14 protein-coding genes are annotated in these 16,103 nt (G+C 72.2%); 7 read left to right on the plus strand and 7 right to left on the minus strand.

Annotated features, from left to right (window positions below):
• Nucleotides 1–33 precede the first annotated feature (33 nt).
• Nucleotides 34–3,093 carry an ATP-binding protein gene (locus ACZ4TR_RS30005; RefSeq protein WP_465290508.1) on the minus strand — a complete coding sequence of 1,020 codons (3,060 nt, stop codon included), beginning with the start codon at nt 3,091–3,093 and terminating at the stop codon, nt 34–36.
• Nucleotides 3,094–3,204: 111 nt separating this feature from the next.
• Here ACZ4TR_RS30005 and ACZ4TR_RS30010 point away from each other — a divergent pair, with 111 nt between their 5' ends.
• Both ACZ4TR_RS30010 and ACZ4TR_RS30015 read left to right on the plus strand, forming a co-directional pair.
• Nucleotides 3,205–4,887 (plus strand): peptide-N4-asparagine amidase, encoded by a 1,683-nt coding sequence (locus ACZ4TR_RS30010; RefSeq protein WP_465290723.1) that lies wholly within the window; start codon nt 3,205–3,207, stop codon nt 4,885–4,887.
• 466 nt (nt 4,888–5,353) lie between these two features.
• Nucleotides 5,354–6,631 carry a cytochrome P450 gene (locus ACZ4TR_RS30015; protein WP_465290509.1) on the plus strand — a complete coding sequence of 426 codons (1,278 nt, stop codon included), beginning with the start codon at nt 5,354–5,356 and terminating at the stop codon, nt 6,629–6,631.
• Between the two features lie 4 nt (nt 6,632–6,635).
• On the opposite strand, the gene ACZ4TR_RS30020 is transcribed toward ACZ4TR_RS30015, so the two are convergent.
• The 3 genes from ACZ4TR_RS30020 to ACZ4TR_RS30030 form a co-directional block, all read right to left on the minus strand.
• Nucleotides 6,636–7,592 (minus strand): DUF1152 domain-containing protein, encoded by a 957-nt coding sequence (locus ACZ4TR_RS30020; RefSeq protein WP_465290511.1) that lies wholly within the window; start codon nt 7,590–7,592, stop codon nt 6,636–6,638.
• 231 nt (nt 7,593–7,823) lie between these two features.
• Nucleotides 7,824–8,450 carry an alpha-ketoglutarate-dependent dioxygenase AlkB gene (locus ACZ4TR_RS30025; protein ID WP_364519890.1) on the minus strand — a complete coding sequence of 209 codons (627 nt, stop codon included), beginning with the start codon at nt 8,448–8,450 and terminating at the stop codon, nt 7,824–7,826.
• A gap of 34 nt (nt 8,451–8,484) precedes the next feature.
• Complete coding sequence (locus ACZ4TR_RS30030; protein WP_465290513.1) at nt 8,485–9,060, minus strand: dihydrofolate reductase family protein; 576 nt, start codon at nt 9,058–9,060, stop codon at nt 8,485–8,487.
• A 219-nt stretch (nt 9,061–9,279) separates the two neighbouring features.
• Between ACZ4TR_RS30030 and ACZ4TR_RS30035 the strand changes: the two genes are divergently transcribed.
• The gene (locus ACZ4TR_RS30035; protein ID WP_465290515.1) at nt 9,280–9,891 is read left to right on the plus strand and encodes a hypothetical protein; all 612 of its coding nucleotides are present in this window, start codon (nt 9,280–9,282) and stop codon (nt 9,889–9,891) included.
• Nucleotides 9,892–9,914: 23 nt separating this feature from the next.
• Here ACZ4TR_RS30035 and ACZ4TR_RS30040 read toward each other — a convergent pair whose 3' ends face one another.
• Both ACZ4TR_RS30040 and ACZ4TR_RS30045 read right to left on the minus strand, forming a co-directional pair.
• On the minus strand, nt 9,915–10,850 hold the full coding sequence (locus ACZ4TR_RS30040) for an RluA family pseudouridine synthase (protein ID WP_465290517.1): 936 nt from the start codon (nt 10,848–10,850) through the stop codon (nt 9,915–9,917).
• A gap of 16 nt (nt 10,851–10,866) precedes the next feature.
• On the minus strand, nt 10,867–11,244 hold the full coding sequence (locus ACZ4TR_RS30045) for a DUF5313 domain-containing protein (RefSeq protein ID WP_465290725.1): 378 nt from the start codon (nt 11,242–11,244) through the stop codon (nt 10,867–10,869).
• 79 nt (nt 11,245–11,323) lie between these two features.
• Between ACZ4TR_RS30045 and ACZ4TR_RS30050 the strand changes: the two genes are divergently transcribed.
• From ACZ4TR_RS30050 to ACZ4TR_RS30060, 3 genes are all read left to right on the plus strand, one after another.
• The gene (locus tag ACZ4TR_RS30050) at nt 11,324–11,761 is read left to right on the plus strand and encodes a MarR family winged helix-turn-helix transcriptional regulator (RefSeq protein WP_284745634.1); all 438 of its coding nucleotides are present in this window, start codon (nt 11,324–11,326) and stop codon (nt 11,759–11,761) included.
• A gap of 59 nt (nt 11,762–11,820) precedes the next feature.
• Nucleotides 11,821–12,702 (plus strand): TIGR03854 family LLM class F420-dependent oxidoreductase, encoded by an 882-nt coding sequence (locus tag ACZ4TR_RS30055; protein ID WP_465290519.1) that lies wholly within the window; start codon nt 11,821–11,823, stop codon nt 12,700–12,702.
• A gap of 92 nt (nt 12,703–12,794) precedes the next feature.
• Nucleotides 12,795–13,271: a hypothetical protein gene (locus ACZ4TR_RS30060; RefSeq protein WP_465290521.1), complete on the plus strand. Its 477-nt coding sequence runs from the start codon at nt 12,795–12,797 to the stop codon at nt 13,269–13,271.
• Between the two features lie 9 nt (nt 13,272–13,280).
• Here the strand turns inward: ACZ4TR_RS30060 and ACZ4TR_RS30065 are convergent, their stop codons facing one another.
• The gene (locus tag ACZ4TR_RS30065; protein WP_364519902.1) at nt 13,281–14,798 is read right to left on the minus strand and encodes an MDR family MFS transporter; all 1,518 of its coding nucleotides are present in this window, start codon (nt 14,796–14,798) and stop codon (nt 13,281–13,283) included.
• 125 nt (nt 14,799–14,923) lie between these two features.
• Here ACZ4TR_RS30065 and ACZ4TR_RS30070 point away from each other — a divergent pair, with 125 nt between their 5' ends.
• Nucleotides 14,924–16,102 (plus strand): DUF1015 family protein, encoded by a 1,179-nt coding sequence (locus ACZ4TR_RS30070; RefSeq protein ID WP_465290523.1) that lies wholly within the window; start codon nt 14,924–14,926, stop codon nt 16,100–16,102.
• The last annotated feature ends 1 nt before the right edge of the window (nt 16,103 follow it).

Below are 16,103 nucleotides of genomic sequence, written 5' to 3' on the forward strand. Positions count from 1 at the left end.
GTGGGTCGCCCGCGGGCCGCGGCTGTTACGGCTTCACAGCCGCCAGCGGATGTCGGGCTCCGGGGCGTAGCGGCACGACGAACCGGTGGTCACCCTCTCGTTGAGGTGCTCGGCCAGCTGTGGGTGGGAGTCCGCCAGCTTGCGGAGCGTGTCGCGGATGCGGGCCGTCACCGCTTTGCGGGCTCGCTCCGCCTCGTCGCCGAGGCGGCGGGTCCGGCCGCCCAGTCCGGCGGCCGTTCGCAGCTCCGCCAGCAGCGCCTCGCGTTCGCGGTCCAGCTTCGCCGCCAGCCTGTCGTTGCCGAGGGACGTGGCGTCGTCGATCTCCGCGTCGAGGTGGTCGAGGCGGCGGCGGTACGCCGACTTCGCCGTCTCGTCGAGGACCGGGTCGCCGCCCAGACGCCGCGCCGCCACCACCGTCTCGCCGCCTTCCGGTGCGAGCAGGCGGACCGCCGGGATCTCGGCACCGGGCGAACCGAGCAGGAGGTGCAGGTCTCGCAAGCCTTTCGCGTCCGGCACCCGGACCTCGCGGCCCGCGAACCGCAGCGTCCACACCTCGTCCGTGCGGCGGAACTCGTTCGCCGGAACCGGTGGCGGCGCAACGAGGTGCGGCATGCCCAGCTCCGACGCCTCCGCGCGGACCGCCGCCGTCAACGCTGCGGCCCGCTCCGCGTCGCCGGGGGCGTCGCGCTCGGCGAGTACCGTCGCCAGGCGGGCGCGGATCTCCGCCGCCCACGGGCGCAGGCGCAGCCGGTCCGCCGAGGCCGCCGCGGTGGTCAGCCGCTCGATCGCCGGATCCCGGCGGCCGAGGGCGGCTTCGAGGAGACCGGCCCAGAGGTCCACCGGCCCGCTGAACTCGCAGCCGTACAACGCCACCAGCCACTCGCCGGAGTACGGCGTCAGCTCGGCCAGGACCTGCTCACACCGCGCACGATCCCCGGTCAGGGCGGCCGCCTGGGCCTGGTGACGCAGCCACATCGGGGCGAACTCGCGGGAGAACGGCCCGGCCACCGCGTGGGTCGCGTCCCCTCGCTGGACCGCCGCCAGTGCCGCCAGCAGATCCGGGTGCGGGTGGTCGCCGGCGGCCAGCCGCGCGGTGTGCGCCGCCAGGTCGTCGAACCGGCCCTGCAGCAGCAGGTAGCTCCAGCGCACCTGCTCCACCATGTAGCCGCCGAACTCGTGGCCGTACGCCGCCTCGACGCGGTCCAGGTCCGCGTGCGCCTCGGCGAACCGGCCGCGCAGCGCACCGACGATGCTGCGGTCCAGCAGCGCCGCGAACTCGGCGCCGCGCAGGCCGCTGCCGGCCGTCAGCGCCTGGAACGCCCGGAACTGGTCGAGGTAGCGCGGGTCGCCCTGCTCCAGCAGCGCGACCCACTTGAGCGACGACGCGAAGTACTCGTTCTCGCGATCGCCCGTCCGCCGCGCCAGCACGGCCAGCTCGTCGGTCAGCCGCTCCCGCTCCCGCGCGCTGCCCGGACCCCAGAGCAGGTCGTGGCGCGCCCACAGCGTGAACGACAGCTCCTGGTCGTCGGCGCCGTCGCGGGCCAGCACCGCGGCCCGCGCCGCCAGCTCCAGCGTGACGCGGTCGAGCGACAGCGGCTCCGCCGGCTTCCCCGCCAACCGTTCGTGCGCCGTGACCAGCAGATCCGACGTCAGGTCGAGGCGCGCCCCGGTCGGCGCGGTGCGGGACAGGGTGAGCGCGGCCCGCGCCAGCAGCGCGTCGTCGTCGAGCTCGCGCACCAGCGCCACCGCCTCGTCGAAGACGCGCCACGCCTCTTCGTCGTCTCCGCAGCGGCTCAGCATGGTGCCGAGGTCGAGCGCGACCACCACCCGCTGCCGTGGCTCGGCCGCCCGTTCCAGCGCCCGCCGGTAGTGACCGACGGACTCTTCGTTCGCCAACCGCGCGCTCGCGTCCCGCGCCGCGGCCACCAGCAGCCCGGCGGCGCGCGCGGGCTCGACCTCGTCGCCGGCGAGGTACGCGTGCCGGGCACGGTCGGCCGCGAACACGAGCGGCACCAGGTCGGGCGCCGCGTCGAGCGCGTGGACGACCGCGGCGTGTCTTCGCCGGACCTCGGCCGGGCCCAGCTCGGCGTAGCGCGACTCCCGCACGAGGTCGTGGGCGAAGGCGAACCGGCCGTCACCGAGCGCGGTCACCAGCCGCGCCGCGGCCGCGCGGGCCAGCAGCTGGTCGACCTCCGGGACCGGTGCCCCGGTCAGCGCCGCGAGGATCCGGCGGTGGAACTCCCGGCCCAGCACCGCGGCGTCGGTCAGCAACCGGGTGACCGGGGCCGGCAGCAGGGAAAGCCGCCGCTGCAACGCATCCCGGACTCCGGGCGCGACGGCCGACACCGGGCTGCCGCTGTGCCAGAGCCGCGCGGTCTGCTCGACGAAGAACGGGTTGCCGCCGGTCCGCAGGTGCACCTCGGCGGCCAGCGCGGGATCCGGCTCGGTGCCGGCGGTGCGGCTCATCAGCTCGGCCACCTCGGCCGGCCCGAGCCCCGTCAGCGTCACCGTGGTCGCCTTCGCCACCAGCGGCAGGACGAGCTCGCGCAGCGGGTGACCGGGCGCGTCGACCTCGACGTCGCGGTACGCGCCGACGAGCAGCAGCCGCTCGAACCAGGTGTGCCGGGCGGCGAACTCCAGCAGCCGCAGCGACGCCGCGTCGGCCCAGTGCAGGTCGTCGAGCACCACGACGACCGGGCGGTCGTGCGTCGCCGCGGCCAGCGCGGTCGTGACCGCGTCGTGCAGCCGGAAGCCGTCTTCGGCCGGCGCGCCCGCCGACTCGCCGAGCAGCGCCGACAGCGTCGCCGTGTCGGCCCGCGCCCACTCCTCTTCCGGCAGCTCACGCCGCAGCGCGCGCACCACCTGGACCCACGGCCAGTACCCGGGCGCGCTGTCGGAGTCCCAGCAGGCGCCGGCGAGCACCAGGGCGCCGCGCCGGCGGGCGTCGTCGGCCAGCCCGGTGACGAGCGTGGTCTTGCCGATCCCGGCCTCGCCGGTGACCAGGACCAGGCCGCCGTGGCTCGCCACGGCGCGGTCGAGTTCGGCCCGCAGCGCGGCGGCGGGGTGCGCCCGCCCGATGAGCGCGGCTGTCATGTCCGGTTCCTCCCGATTCCGGTGCCGAGCCTCTCACGCTTTCCCGCCGTTCGTCGCACGATTACCGCACTAGGCTGCGCAGCGGTGAGCCTGCCGCTGGGAGGAGTCGGGGTGCGGATCTTCACGATCGTCCTGTCCGTCGTGGTCGCGTCGGTGCTTTCCGGGGCGGTCGCCGCGGCCGCGCCCCCTTCTTCCGGGACCATTGTCGAGGGCAGCACCGACAATCCCGTGACGGCGGCGCCCGCGGTCACCCGGCCGGACACCCCGCACTGCACGGTGACCCTCGCCGATGCCTTCCGTTCCAACGCCGCCGACGGCACCCCGCAGTTCTACGAAGGCACGCTCACGCCGCCGAAGGCGTGCCCCGGCCCGTGGGCGAAGGTCGTGATGGACCAGACCGTGACCGTCAGCGGCCGGCAGTACGACCGGATCGGCGACCTGCGGATCGGCGCGACCGAGGTCTGGTGGGGAACGACCGAGGAGCCCAGCGGCGAGGGCACCCGCCCGATCACCTACCACTTCGACAAGGACCTGACGCCGTACGCCGCGCTGCTGCGCACGCCGCAGCCGTTCCACGGCGGCATCGAGAACTACAACTCGCCGATCTACACCGGTGTCTACGCACAGACCGTGACGCTCACCTACTACCAGGCCGACCGCAAGCACCCCGCGCCCAGTACCGCCGACCACGTCGCCGGTTTCGGGCACGCCGACGCGACCCCCGCGGCGCCCACCGTGCACTTCACCGCGAAGGACCTGCCGCGCAACATCACGCGCGCCTACCTCGAGGTGACGCTCGAAGGGCATGCCTGCGACGAGCAGTGGTTCGACGACGTGCCGGACGCGGTGTCGGCGAAGTACCCGGCGGCCGGGCTCTGCGGCAAGGGGCCGTACCGCGAGGCGAACTTCGCGCTCGACGGGACACCGGCCGGCAGCGCGTTCACCTTCCCGCACATCTATTCCGGCGGGATCGTGCCGCAGCTGTGGCGGCCGATCGTCGCGATCGACACCTTCAGCCTGCACGCCGAAACCTACGACATCACGCCGTTCGCGGGCCGGCTCGTGGACGGCGGTGCGCACGATCTCTCCTTCTCGTTCCCGGACATCGGCGGTGAATTCACCGTCGTGCCGACCCTACTGCTCTACACCGACAAAAAAGCCGCGCAGACATCCGGCGCCCTGACCCAGCACGACGTCGCGGCGGCGCCCGTGCGGCAGACGGCGGTGAAGGACATCGCCGGCGGCGTGAACGTCAAGGTGACGGCGAAGCGCCACGACGTGACCGCGGGCTACGTCGACACTTCCGCGGGGCGCGTGTACACCCGCGTCGAGCGCACGCGCGACTACCGCAACAGCGACGACATCACCGGCGGCGGCTTCACCCAGCACGTCGTGCAGGGCGACTCGGGACAGCAGACGTCGACGTCCACTGTGGACGGACGGGTGCGCTCGGCCGCCCGGCACACGTGGTCCTACCCGCTGACCACCGACGCGACGGCGAACATCACCGACGACCAAAACCTGCGGATCTCCGGTGCGGCCGAGATGACGAAGACCCTGGGCGACCTCACGGGCGACGGCCGGGCGTGGTGGCCGGTCCGCGCGTCCAGCGAGTGGCTGAGCTCATCCGGCGTGCTGGCTCGCACGAACGGCGTCAACACCGAAGCCGACGGCCGTTCGCGCACGTCGTTCGCGGGTTCCGACGACCTCGGGCGGCCGTACTTCCACTACGTGGCGAGCGAGCACGGGCTGATCACCGAGAACCGGGAGCTCCCGCCGGGTGGTCACCGGTAGACCGTGGGCAACGGGCCGCGGCACCGCTCGGTGGAGTCGTAGCCTCTCCGAGTCCCATCCCGAACCGCGTCCGGCCGCCACGGAAGCAGACCAGCTCGCCGGCGTCCGTCGTCGTCAGCGCGGCCGAGAAGACCTCGGACCCCGGGGCGTGCAGGCACGACGGCCGGGCGGAGGCGTCGCCGGTGGCGCGGACGGGCTCGATCAGCGCGGCCACCAGCCTTCCACCGCGACCCGCACGCACGAATGCCCGTCTCGCCTCCGGTGCCCCACGTTTCGAGCAGCGTCCGGGCCGGGCTCCGGCCGGGTCGAGGTCGGAGGCGCGGAAGATCGCGACGGCGTCCGCGCCGCGCGCGCGTGTGAGCCGTCCGTCGTCCTCGAAGATCGATGGGTGCTCGACCACCCACCGCAGGTGAGTCCCGTCTCGCCGTGCCTCACCCGATCGGGCTAGTGCGGTACTGTCGGATGCATGGGGAGTCTCCGCTCACGGGTCCTGGGCTGGGTCGGGCGTCGGTATCTCGCGCGGCAGTCGAAAAAGGGCTTCGACCTCGAGAAGATGTCATCCTTCCTGCCCGACGCGGCGCTGCTGCCGCTCCGGCGCGACAGCCTCGATCCGGTCGCCGAGATCGGCGCGATCCGGGCCGAGGCGCCGATCAGCAAGCTCGATCTGCCGTTCGGGATGAACGCCTGGCTGGTCACGGGGTACGACGAAGCGAAGGCCGTGCTCGGCAAGGTGACGGAGTTCTCCACCGACTTCACCAACCTCGTCGGCAACGCCGGGGTGACCGAGGACCAGAACCCGGGCGGGCTCGGCTTCGCGGACCCGCCGGTGCACACCCGGCTGCGCAAGCTGCTCACGCCGGAGTTCACCATGCGCCGGCTCAACCGGCTGACCCCGCGCATCGACGAGATCGTCGCCGAGCAGCTCGACGCGATGGCCAAGACCGAGGGCCCGGTCGACCTGTGGCAGGCGTTCGCGCTGCCGATCCCGTCGCTGACCATCTGTGAACTGCTCGGCGTGTCCTACGAGGACCGCGAGGACTTCCAGCGGCTGGGCACCGCGCGCTTCGACCTGTTCGGCGGCGCGAGTGCGTCGCTCGGCGCGATGTCGGAGTCGCTGACCTACCTGCTCGACATCGTGAGGAAGCAGCGCGAAGAGCCCGGCGACGGCCTGCTCGGCATGCTGATCAAGGAACACGGCGACGAGATCTCCGACCGCGAGCTGGCCGGGCTCGCCGACGGCGTGCTCACCGGCGGCCTGGAAACCACGGCCAGCATGCTCGCGCTCGGCGCGCTGGTGCTGCTGCGCGACGAGAAGGCGTTCGAAGCGGTCCGCGGCGACGAGCAGTCCGTGCACCGGTTCGTCGAGGAACTGCTGCGCTACCTGACGGTGGTGCAGATGGCGTTCCCGCGGTTCGCCAAGGAGGACATGGAGATCGGCGGCGTGCGGATCAGCGAGGGCGACATCGTGCTCGTATCGCTGTCGGCCGCGGACCGCGATCCGAAGCTGGGCGCGGACATGGAGAAGTTCGACGCCGCCCGCGAGCCGACGTCGCACCTGGCCTTCAGCTACGGCATCCACCGCTGCATCGGCGCCGAGCTGGCCCGGATGGAGCTGCGCACGGCGTACCCGGCGCTGGTCCGCCGTTTCCCGAACCTGCGGCTGGCGGTGCCGGCGGAAGAGCTTTCCTTCCGCAAGGTGTCCATTGTGTACGGTCTGGACGAGCTGCCGGTGCTGGTGGACTGAAGCGTCAGTGCGGGATCGCCCGCCGTGGCCGTCGCTCGACGCGGTCGCGGTGGGCTTCGATGGCCAGGGCGACGTCCACGATGGTGTTCGTGTCCTCGAGTTCGGCGAGGTAGCCGACGCTGCCGGCCAGGATCGCCAGGTCGGCGCTGAAGTAGACGCCCATCAGCGGGTTCACGAACAGCTCGCTGCCCGCGGTGCGCGGGGTGAACTGGGCGTCGCCGAACTCGCCCCGCAGCGCGGCGGCGATCTGGCCCTGCACGATGCTCGGCCGGTCCGGGGTCGCGCGCTGCGCGTCGGCGACGGCGTCCAGGTAGGTCGCGGCTTCCGCGGAGCCGGACGGGATGGACAGGGCACCCAGGTACCCGCCGGCCCGGTCGAGGGCGGCGAGGTTCTCCAGGACGTGCGCGTGGCAGACGCCGTGGAAGGCGTCGATGCCGAAGCCGAGGCTGACGACGAGCCGATCGACGCCTTCGAGCGCGGCGACGGCGGCGAGGCTGGCCATGTCCTCTTCGGGCGTGCCGAGGCCGGCTTCGTCGCCGCGCAGGAGGATGTCGGTGCCGCCGTCGACGAGGACGACGGTGTCCACGCCCAGGTGGGCCACGAGGTACTCGTAGGCATCGCGCAGCGGCCGGGCGCCGGTGCGCGGGAAGGCGTGCACGACGGACGGCCAGCCCTGGGTGCCGAGCCACCGCGCGAGGGTCCGTTCCGGGAAGTAGGCGTCGTCGCCCGCGCTGCCGGGGTGCACGGCGGCGACGTCGGGGGAGAGCCAGTCGTCGAGGTCGAGCCGGTTCAGGTCGCTGAAGGCGAGGTTCGCCAGGTGGACATCCTTGCCCTGGGCTTTCAGGGCCACGGCGAGGGGAAGTCCGGCGTAGACGTCGAAGCCGCCGCCCGCGCCGGCGATGAGAACCCGGCGCGCGGGACGGAGCCGGGCGAAGAGGGGCGGTTCGGCGAGGGTGTGCACCCGGCCATCCTACGGAGGTTCGGAACGGTCCTCTGTGGACTTACCGTGCCGGTCCGGTGGCGAAACCGAATCGAACCCGGAATCGCCTGAGCGAAGCCGTGACTCGGGTGACTGAGGCCGGGTCCCGCGTGATCGGAGCCGGAACTCGCGTGATTCGAGCGTAACTCGGCCATCCGGGGGAGTTCCGTGCTCGATCACGCGAGATCCGGCTCGGGTCACGTGAATGTGGGGTCAGTTCACTCCGCGGGGCCGGAACTGGATGCTGATGCGCGGCCCGACCGGCTTGGCCGTCTTCGGGACCGAGTGCTCCCAGGTCCGCTGGCAGCTCCCGCCCATCACCAGGAGGTCCCCGTGCCCCAGCGGCCGCGCCAGCGTCTTGCCGCCGCCGCCTCGCGGGCGCAGCGCCAGGGTGCGGGCCGCGCCGACCGAGAGGATCGCGATCATCGTGTCCTCGCGGGCTCCGCGGCCGATGCGGTCGCCGTGCCAGGCCACGCTGTCGCGGCCGTCGCGGTAGTAGCACAGGCCCGCCGTGCGGAACGGCTCGCGCAGCTCCCGCAGGTAGTGCCTGCTCAGCGCGTCCCGCGCCGCGACCAGCGCCGGGTGGGGGAGCGGCACGCTCTCGCGGTAGTAGCTCAGCAGCCGCGGCACGGCGACGACGCGGTCGTACATCTTCCGCTTCTCCGCCTGCCACGGCACGCCCTCGACCAGCGCCGCGAACAGCTCGTCGGCGCCCTCGAGCCAGCCCGGCTGGATGTCGACCCACGCGCCGGAGCCGAGGTCGGTCCGCTCGGGCGCGAGCGGACGCAGCGCGATCGCGCGCTCGGTGCCGAACAGGGAAGACTGCAGACCCGCGTTCATGGTCCTCAGCCTACACCAAGATCGAACACCTGTTCTAGTGAATCACGTCGTAGACGAGCTTCTGGATCCCGTTGCCGTAGGACTCGCTCTCGACGAGCTTCAGGGCCTGCTTGTCCTTGTCGGTCTCGCCGAACAGCCGCTTGCCCGCGCCGAGCAGGACCGGGAACACCAGCAGGTGGTAGCGGTCGACCAGGCCGGCGTCGGCGAGCGCGCGGTTCAGCGCGGCGCTGCCGTGGACGATGATCGGCCCGCCCTCGGACTCCTTGAGCGCGGCGACGTCGTCCAGGGACCGGAGGATGGTCGTCTCGCCCCAGTTCGTCACGAGGTCGGACTCCTGGAGCGTGGTCGACACGACGTACTTCGGCATCGCGTTGTAGCCCGCGAACTCGACGGTCATGCCCGGCCACACCGGCGCGAACGCCTCGTAGCTGACCCGCCCCAGCAGCAGCGCCGTCGCCTCTTCCTGCTCGGTGCCCTTGATGGCGTAGGCGGCGGGGTCGAACTCGATGTCCTTGAAGGTCCAGCCGGAGTTGCGGTAGCCCGGTTCGCCGCCGGGCGCTTCGACGACGCCGTCGAGGGAGACGAACGAGGTGGAGATCAGGGTGCGCATGGGTCCTCCTGGGGCGATCTTGCGTGCGTTCACCAGTGTGTCGAACGGCGACGACCGGATTCGACAGCGCGCCGCGGAAAACTTCCGACGCGCTGCGCGGCGCGAGAGTGGGTCTTGTCCGTGGCCGTCCGGACTCGTACAGTCACAGCCACGTCGGACAAAGGTCTGGTGGACCTGTGTCCCGCTACCGCCGCCTCGAGTGATACAGGAGGTCGGACGGTGCGCAGACTTCGCGGCGCGGGCGTGCTCACGGCGGTCGTGGCGGTCGTGGCGGGGCTCGCGATATTCGCCCCGGCAGCGGACGCCCAGGTCGGGACCGGCCCGTGGACATCGGATTCGCCCGGCTACTCGGAGCAGGAGCGGGGATGCGGCGACGTCTCCGGGCTCACCTTCAAGCTGACGTGCTCCACGGCGAGTGGTGACCAGCGGGCGGAACGCCGGTACACCACGTATTCCGGCGGGACCCACCAGTTCGAGGGTTCCTTCAAGATCACCAGCATGACCGGCTCCCGGATCAGCCTCAAGCAGACGTTCCGGGACGGCTCGAGCGCCGGCCCGTACTTCCTGCTGGCCGTCGAGAAGGGCGGCCGGATGTACGCCGTCGAAGGCGGGGCGACGCTGGGCAGCGGCGCGACCGTCGGCACGGCGGTGCGGGTCAACACCATCAACCAGGTCGGCAGCTCGCACAAGGTGTACCTCAACGGTTCGCTGAAGCAGACGATCTCGAGCCCGGGCGGCAGCTACTACGACAAGTTCGGCAGCTACCGCACGGCCAGCGGCGCGGGACCGATCACGGTGACGTGGAGCGGGATCAAGTTCTGGCACAGGTGACGCCGCCGGCGGCGTCCCCGGGGTCACGCCGGGGGCGCCGCCCACGCGTCGAGACCGTCGCGGGCGGCCAGCCGCCGGCCGCTGGTGAACCGGCGGTGCGTCCCGGTGACCGGGTCGTCGAAGGCGAGGACCCGGGACAGCAGCTGCAGGGGTTTCGTGAAGTCGCCGAGGGGTTTCTCCCGCAGTTCGGGGTAGAAGTCGTCGCCGAGGATCGGGATGCCGAGACCGCTCAGGTGCACGCGCAGCTGGTGCGTCCGCCCGGTCGACGGCACCAGGCGGTACCGGCCCAGGCCGTCGTGGTGGCCGGCCAGCTCGACGTACGTCTCGGCGTTCGGCTCGCCCGGGACCTCCTGCGCGGCCAGCACGCCGCGTTCCTTGACGATCCTGCTGCGCACGGTCCGGGGCAGCGCCAGCGCCGGGTCGTACGGCGCGATCGCCTCGTACTCCTTGTGGACCTTCCGGTCGCGGAAGAGCGTCTGGTACTTCCCGCGCAGCTCCGGCGTGATCACGAACATCACCAGCCCGGCGGTGACCCGGTCGAGGCGGTGCGCGGGGGAGAGGTACGGCAGGTCGAGGTCGCGGCGCAGCCGCACGAGCGCCGTCTCGAGGATGTGCTGCCCGCGCGGGATGGTCGCCAGGAAGTGCGGCTTGTCGACGACCAGCAGGTGCTCGTCGCGGTGCACGACGCGGATTTCGAACGGCACCGGCACCTCGTCCGGCAGGTCACGGTGGAACCAGATGAACGACCCGGGCGCGTACGGCTCGTCGACTCCGAGCGGGCCGTCCGTGCCGTGGATGCGCTCCTCGCGCAGCATCTGCTCGATCCGGTCCGGCGTCACCCGCGGGAGACGGTCGACGAGGTGGGCCAGCAGGGTCGGCCACTCGCCGTCGGGCAGTTTCAGCCGGGCGGCCTCCAGCCCGTGGCGGGGCGGGATCGGGGGCTGGAGCTTGCGTCTCATCGTCCCCCGACTGTAGCTAACCCTCCGACGGGGTCCGGTAGCGCGCGAGGTAGCGGGCCGTCGCCTCGGCGTTCTTCGCCTCGGCCGCTTCGGCGCGGACGCGGCGGCCGGTGTGGTGCGGGAAGCCCTGCCGGCCGAGCCGGTGCTCGATGCTCTCCTCCATGTAGGCGCAGGAGTAGAAGTACGCGACGAGCGCCGCCATGAGGACCAGGGAAAGGCGCAGCCAGATCGAGCCGGGCAGCAGCAGCCACACCGCGCAGAGCGGCACGATGCCGACCGACCGCTGGAGCACGTACCGCGCGCGCCAGTGCTTGGACGTCGCGTCGTGCAGAGCCCAGTCCTTGAAGCGGTCCGGCAGTTTGACGCCGACGGCGTAACCGAACCAGCGGAGCACACCAGGTCGTTCCATGGGGTCTAGAGTACACTAATAGTTAGTGTACTAATTGTCTCGTGGGCCACGTTAGGATCACGCCATGATCGACCTCGGTGAGGACCCGCTGAAGCTCGACCGGCAGGTGTGTTTCGCGCTGTCGGTGGCTTCGCGCAGCGTGATCGCGATCTACCGGCCGCTGCTGGAGCCGTACGGCCTGACCCATCCGCAGTACCTGGTGATGCTCGCGCTGTGGGAACGGTCGCCGCGGTCGGTGAAGGACCTGGGCGCGTCGCTGAGGCACGAGCCGGCGACGCTGTCCCCGCTGCTCAAGCGGCTGGAGGCGCTCGGCTACGTCACGCGCAGCCGGAGCCGGGCCGACGAGCGCCAGCTGATCGTCGAGCTGACGGAGTCCGGGCGCGCGCTGCGGGCCGAGGCCGAGAAGATCCCGTACAAGGTGGTCGAGACGCTCGGGATGGAGGTCTCCGAACTGGAGGCGCTCCACGGCGTGCTGTCCCGGGTGATCGCGGCGACCGCCTGAGGAATGTTCCTTCGGCCGGCGCGTTGTCGTCTTCGGGGGCCGACTCGCGAGGGGGCAGTGTGCTGAAGATCAGGCTGGGTGTCGCACCGGCGGCGGGAACCGGGCCGGCGGAGTTCGCCGGCCTCGCGGAACGGCTCGAGAGCGCCGGCGTCGATTCGCTGTGGCTGTCCGAGCTGGTCTATTCGCCCGAGGTCGACCCGATGATCGGCATGACGCACGCGCTCGCGCGGACGTCGAAGCTCAAGGTCGGCACCGGCGTCGCGATCCTGCCCGGCCGGCACCCGGTGCTGGTGGCCAAGCAGCTGCTGACGCTGGCCGGCCTGGCGCCGAAGCGGGTGCTCCCGGTGTTCGGGCTGCGTCCCGCGCGCGCGGCCGAGCACGACCTGTTCCCGGTGCCGGCCGGGCGCCGCGCGGCGGTGTTCGACGAGTCGCTGGTGCTGTTGCGACGGCTGCTGGAGGAGGACTCCGTGTCGTTCTCCGGCTCCTTTTTCGAGGTCGCCGACGTGTCGCTGGGGCCGCGGCCGGCGAAGCGTCTCGACGTGTGGTTGGGCGGCTCGGCGCCGGCGGCCCTGCGCCGGACGGGCCGGCTGGCCGACGGGTGGCTGGGGAGTTTCCACACGCCGTCGCAGGCGCGGGAAGCCGTTGTGGCGATCCAGGCCGCCGCGGCCGAGGCGGGCCGGGAGATCGAGGAGGACCACTTCGGGTTGAGCCTGCTGGTGGCGGACCGGGGCATCCCGGACGAGCTGGCGGCGATGGCGGCGCGGCGCAGTCCCGGCGCCCCGCTGACGGACCTCGTGGCGACCAGCTGGGCCGAGGCCCGGCGGCTGGTGGAGCAGTACATCGAGGCGGGGCTGTCGAAGTTCGTGATCCGGCCCGGGCACGGGGATTTCGACGACTTCCTGGAGAAGTTCCAGGCCGAGCTGGTGCCGCTGCAGAACTGAGCCGATCGAGTGAGCCGTCCGGCGGGCATCAACCCGCGGCCGGGTGTACGCGTTTCCACCGCGACCACACCCGGACTGGAAGGACTCCCACGATGCGCCGCTTCGCACGACTCGGAACGATCCTCGGCATCTCGGCGGCACTCGTGGCGGCGACCGCCGTGCCCGCCGTCGCCTCGCCGGTCAAGTTCGCGCTCGCGGTGGTCCACGGCGGCGGAACGGGAGCCACGGCCGGGTCGCTCAAGGGTGGGATGAGCTGGTCGGCCTCGCTGAAAACCGTGACGCTGTCCGAAGTCACCCTGTTCGTCAAAGGCGGCGAGTGCATCGATTTCACGATCATCGGTCGGCAGGGCTCCACTGTCGTCACCGACGACGGATATTACCCGCCCCAGGGCGGTCAATACTGCCCGAGCGCGGACTACACCTGGTGGTTCGGGACGATCAGCCTGACGGCGAACCGCCCGGGCGGGGTCGAGCACGTCAACTTCGACATGTACGACTACTGGCACCACACCCAGGGCTACATCAACTGCGATCGCCGCGAACCGGTCTGTTACGGCAGCGACCACTGACGGGGCCGCTCAGAACTCCAGCTGCTCCGCCTTCCGCGGCATGAGCAGCAGCGCCACGACCGAAACCGCCGCCACCACCAGAAGCCCGACGAACACGTAATGCGTCGCCTCCGCCAAGGCGCCCCGCACGAACGTCGTCACCGGGGAATTGTCCGTGTGGCCGCCCAGGACCAGGCTCGTCGCGTCCACCGACGGCGGCAACTTGCCCGCCACCTCCGCCGGCGGTGAGGCGAACCGCGAAGCCAACGTCGCGTTCGCGATCGCGCCGAAGACCGCCGCTCCCACCGCGCTGCCCAACGACCTGCTGAACAGGTTCGTGGCCGTCACCACGCCGCGGCGGTCCCAGCCCACCACCGACTGGACCGCCACCAGCGTCGGGCTCGACGTCATCCCCAGGCCCAACCCCAGGACGAACGCCGCCAGCGCCGCCGACCAGATCGACGACGACGCGTCGAGCAGCGCCACCAGGACGGCGCCGCCGACGACGAACACCGTGCCGATCAGGGATGTGTCGCGGAAGCCGATGCGCAGGTAGATCTTGCCCGCGAGGGACGCCGAGAGCGGCCAGCCGACCGTCAACGCCGCCACCGCGAACCCGGCGGCCAGCGCGCCCGCGCCGAGCACCCCTTGGGCGTACGTCGGCAGGTACGACGTCAGCCCCATCAGGACCGCGCCGACCACCACGGACAGCAGGTTGCCGCCCACCAGGATCCGGCGGGTGAACACCCACAGCGGCAGCACCGGCTCGGCGGCGCGCTTCTCCGCCAGCACGAACGCCACGAGCAGCACCGCGCCCGTGACGAAGATCGCCACGCTCGGCACCGAGCCCCACGCCCACGCGACGCCGCCTTCGAGCAGGCCCAGGATCACCAGCGAGCAGCCGACCGTCAGCAGCGCCGCGCCCGTGTAGTCGACCTTGTGGGGCTTGCGCTCGACGCGCTCGGAGAAGTTGCGGAACAGCATCAGCGCGGCGATCGCGCCCAGCGGCAGGTTGATGAAGAAGATCCAGCGCCAGTCCAGGTACTCCGCGAACACGCCGCCGAGCGTCGGGCCGACCACCGACGCCATGCCCCAGACGCTCGCGACGTAGCCCTGCACGCGGGCGCGTTCCTCCACCGTGTAGAGGTCGCCGATCACCGTCATGGACATCGGCTGGATCGCGCCGGCGCCGATGCCCTGCACCGCGCGCGCCGCGATCAGCACCGGCATGCTCCACGCGGCGCCGCACAGCACCGAGCCGACCAGGAACGCCGCGATCCCGAAGAACATCACCGGACGGCGGCCGAGCACGTCGGCGAACTTGCCGTAGAGCGGGACGGTGACCGCCTGGGTCAGCAGGTAGACCGAGAACAGCCACGGGAACTGCGAAAACCCGCCGAGGTCGCGCACCACCGACGGGACGGCGGTCGCGATGATCGTGCTGTCGAGGGCGACCAGGCCGGTGCTCAGCATGACCGCGATCAGCACCGGGCCGCGGTCAGACCGGAAGCCGACCCCTTTCGCGCTGGTGGCGGCGGGGATCGTCATCGGCGGGCTGCTCCTCGGGGAAGTCATGACGGGGATCAACTACTTTGCAATCCTAAGCATTCCATCCGGGGACTGGGTACCCCAGTGAATTTCCGTCACAGTGCGATGCGCGGAAGATGGGTGCGATGAACGACTGGATCCGGCCGATCGGTCAGGGGTGGGTGGTCCGCGACGCGGTGCCCGGCCCCGACGTCGACGAGTTCGCCGAACCCGACCGCGTCGTCGCGGCGCTGGGCACGCTGGGTGCCGCGGACAGCCTGCTGGCCGTGCAGCACCCGGCCCGCACACCCGCGGCGCTGGCGCGCGGGCTCGACCTGACCGCGGCGGTCCCGGTCGCTCGGGCCGTGCTCGAACGGCTCCGCAAACGGTTCTACCGGCCGGTGCGCGAGTTCGTCGCGCCCTACCGGATCGACGGGCCGGACGGCGTGGCGCTCGGCTTGCTGTGCCTGGTCGACCCGGCCGCGGTGACCGACGACGGCGCCGCGCGCGTCCGGCACACCGAGGACGTCTACGCCGACGTCGTGGCCGAGCGCGCGGCCGTGCTGGCCGGACTGGGCTGCGCGACGAGCGCGGCGATGCTCGTCCCGGCGGCCGGCGGCGACCTGCTGACCGAGCAGGTCGAACGGGCCTGCGCCGGCCTCGGCCTGCCCGATCTGTCCACCGCGGACGCGGCCGGGCGGCGGCACGAGCTGTGGGTGGTGTCGGCGGGCCCGCAGCAGAACCGGCTGCTGGCCGCGGTCGCCGCCACCGATCTGCTGGTCGCCGACGGCAACCACCGCGTGGCCGCGGCGTCGGCGGCCGGGCACGGGGCGCTGCTGGCCCTGGTCACCGCGGGCCCGCAGCTGCGGATCGGCGCGATCAACCGGGTCCTGACGGGCACCGGGCTCGGCCCGGAGGACCTGGTGTCGCGCTGGTGCGCGGCCGGCCTGGACGTCCGGTACGACGAGCACGCGGTGCCCGTCACGGGCGAGGTGGTGGTCCGGGCCGGCTCGGCCGTGCTGCGGGTACCGCTGCCGGAGCAGCCGGGCCCGGGGCCGGTGATCGACCACGAGATCGTCGAGCGGGTCCTGTTCGCCGAGGCGCTCGGAGTGGATCCGGACGGGCCGTGCGTGCTGCCGCTGCCCGCCGGACGGCCCGTGCCGGCCGACGCGGACGCGCTGGTCCTGCTCGCGCCGGTGCGGTACGCGGACGTGCTCGCGGTGCACGCGGCCGGCCGCCGGATGCCGCGGAAGGCCACCTACTTCACGCCGAAGCCGCGCAGCGGGCTGGTACTGGCGGAGCTTCCGCGCCCCGGGACGGCGTGAA

The sequence above is a fragment of the Amycolatopsis sp. NPDC028719 genome (assembly GCF_055565395.1).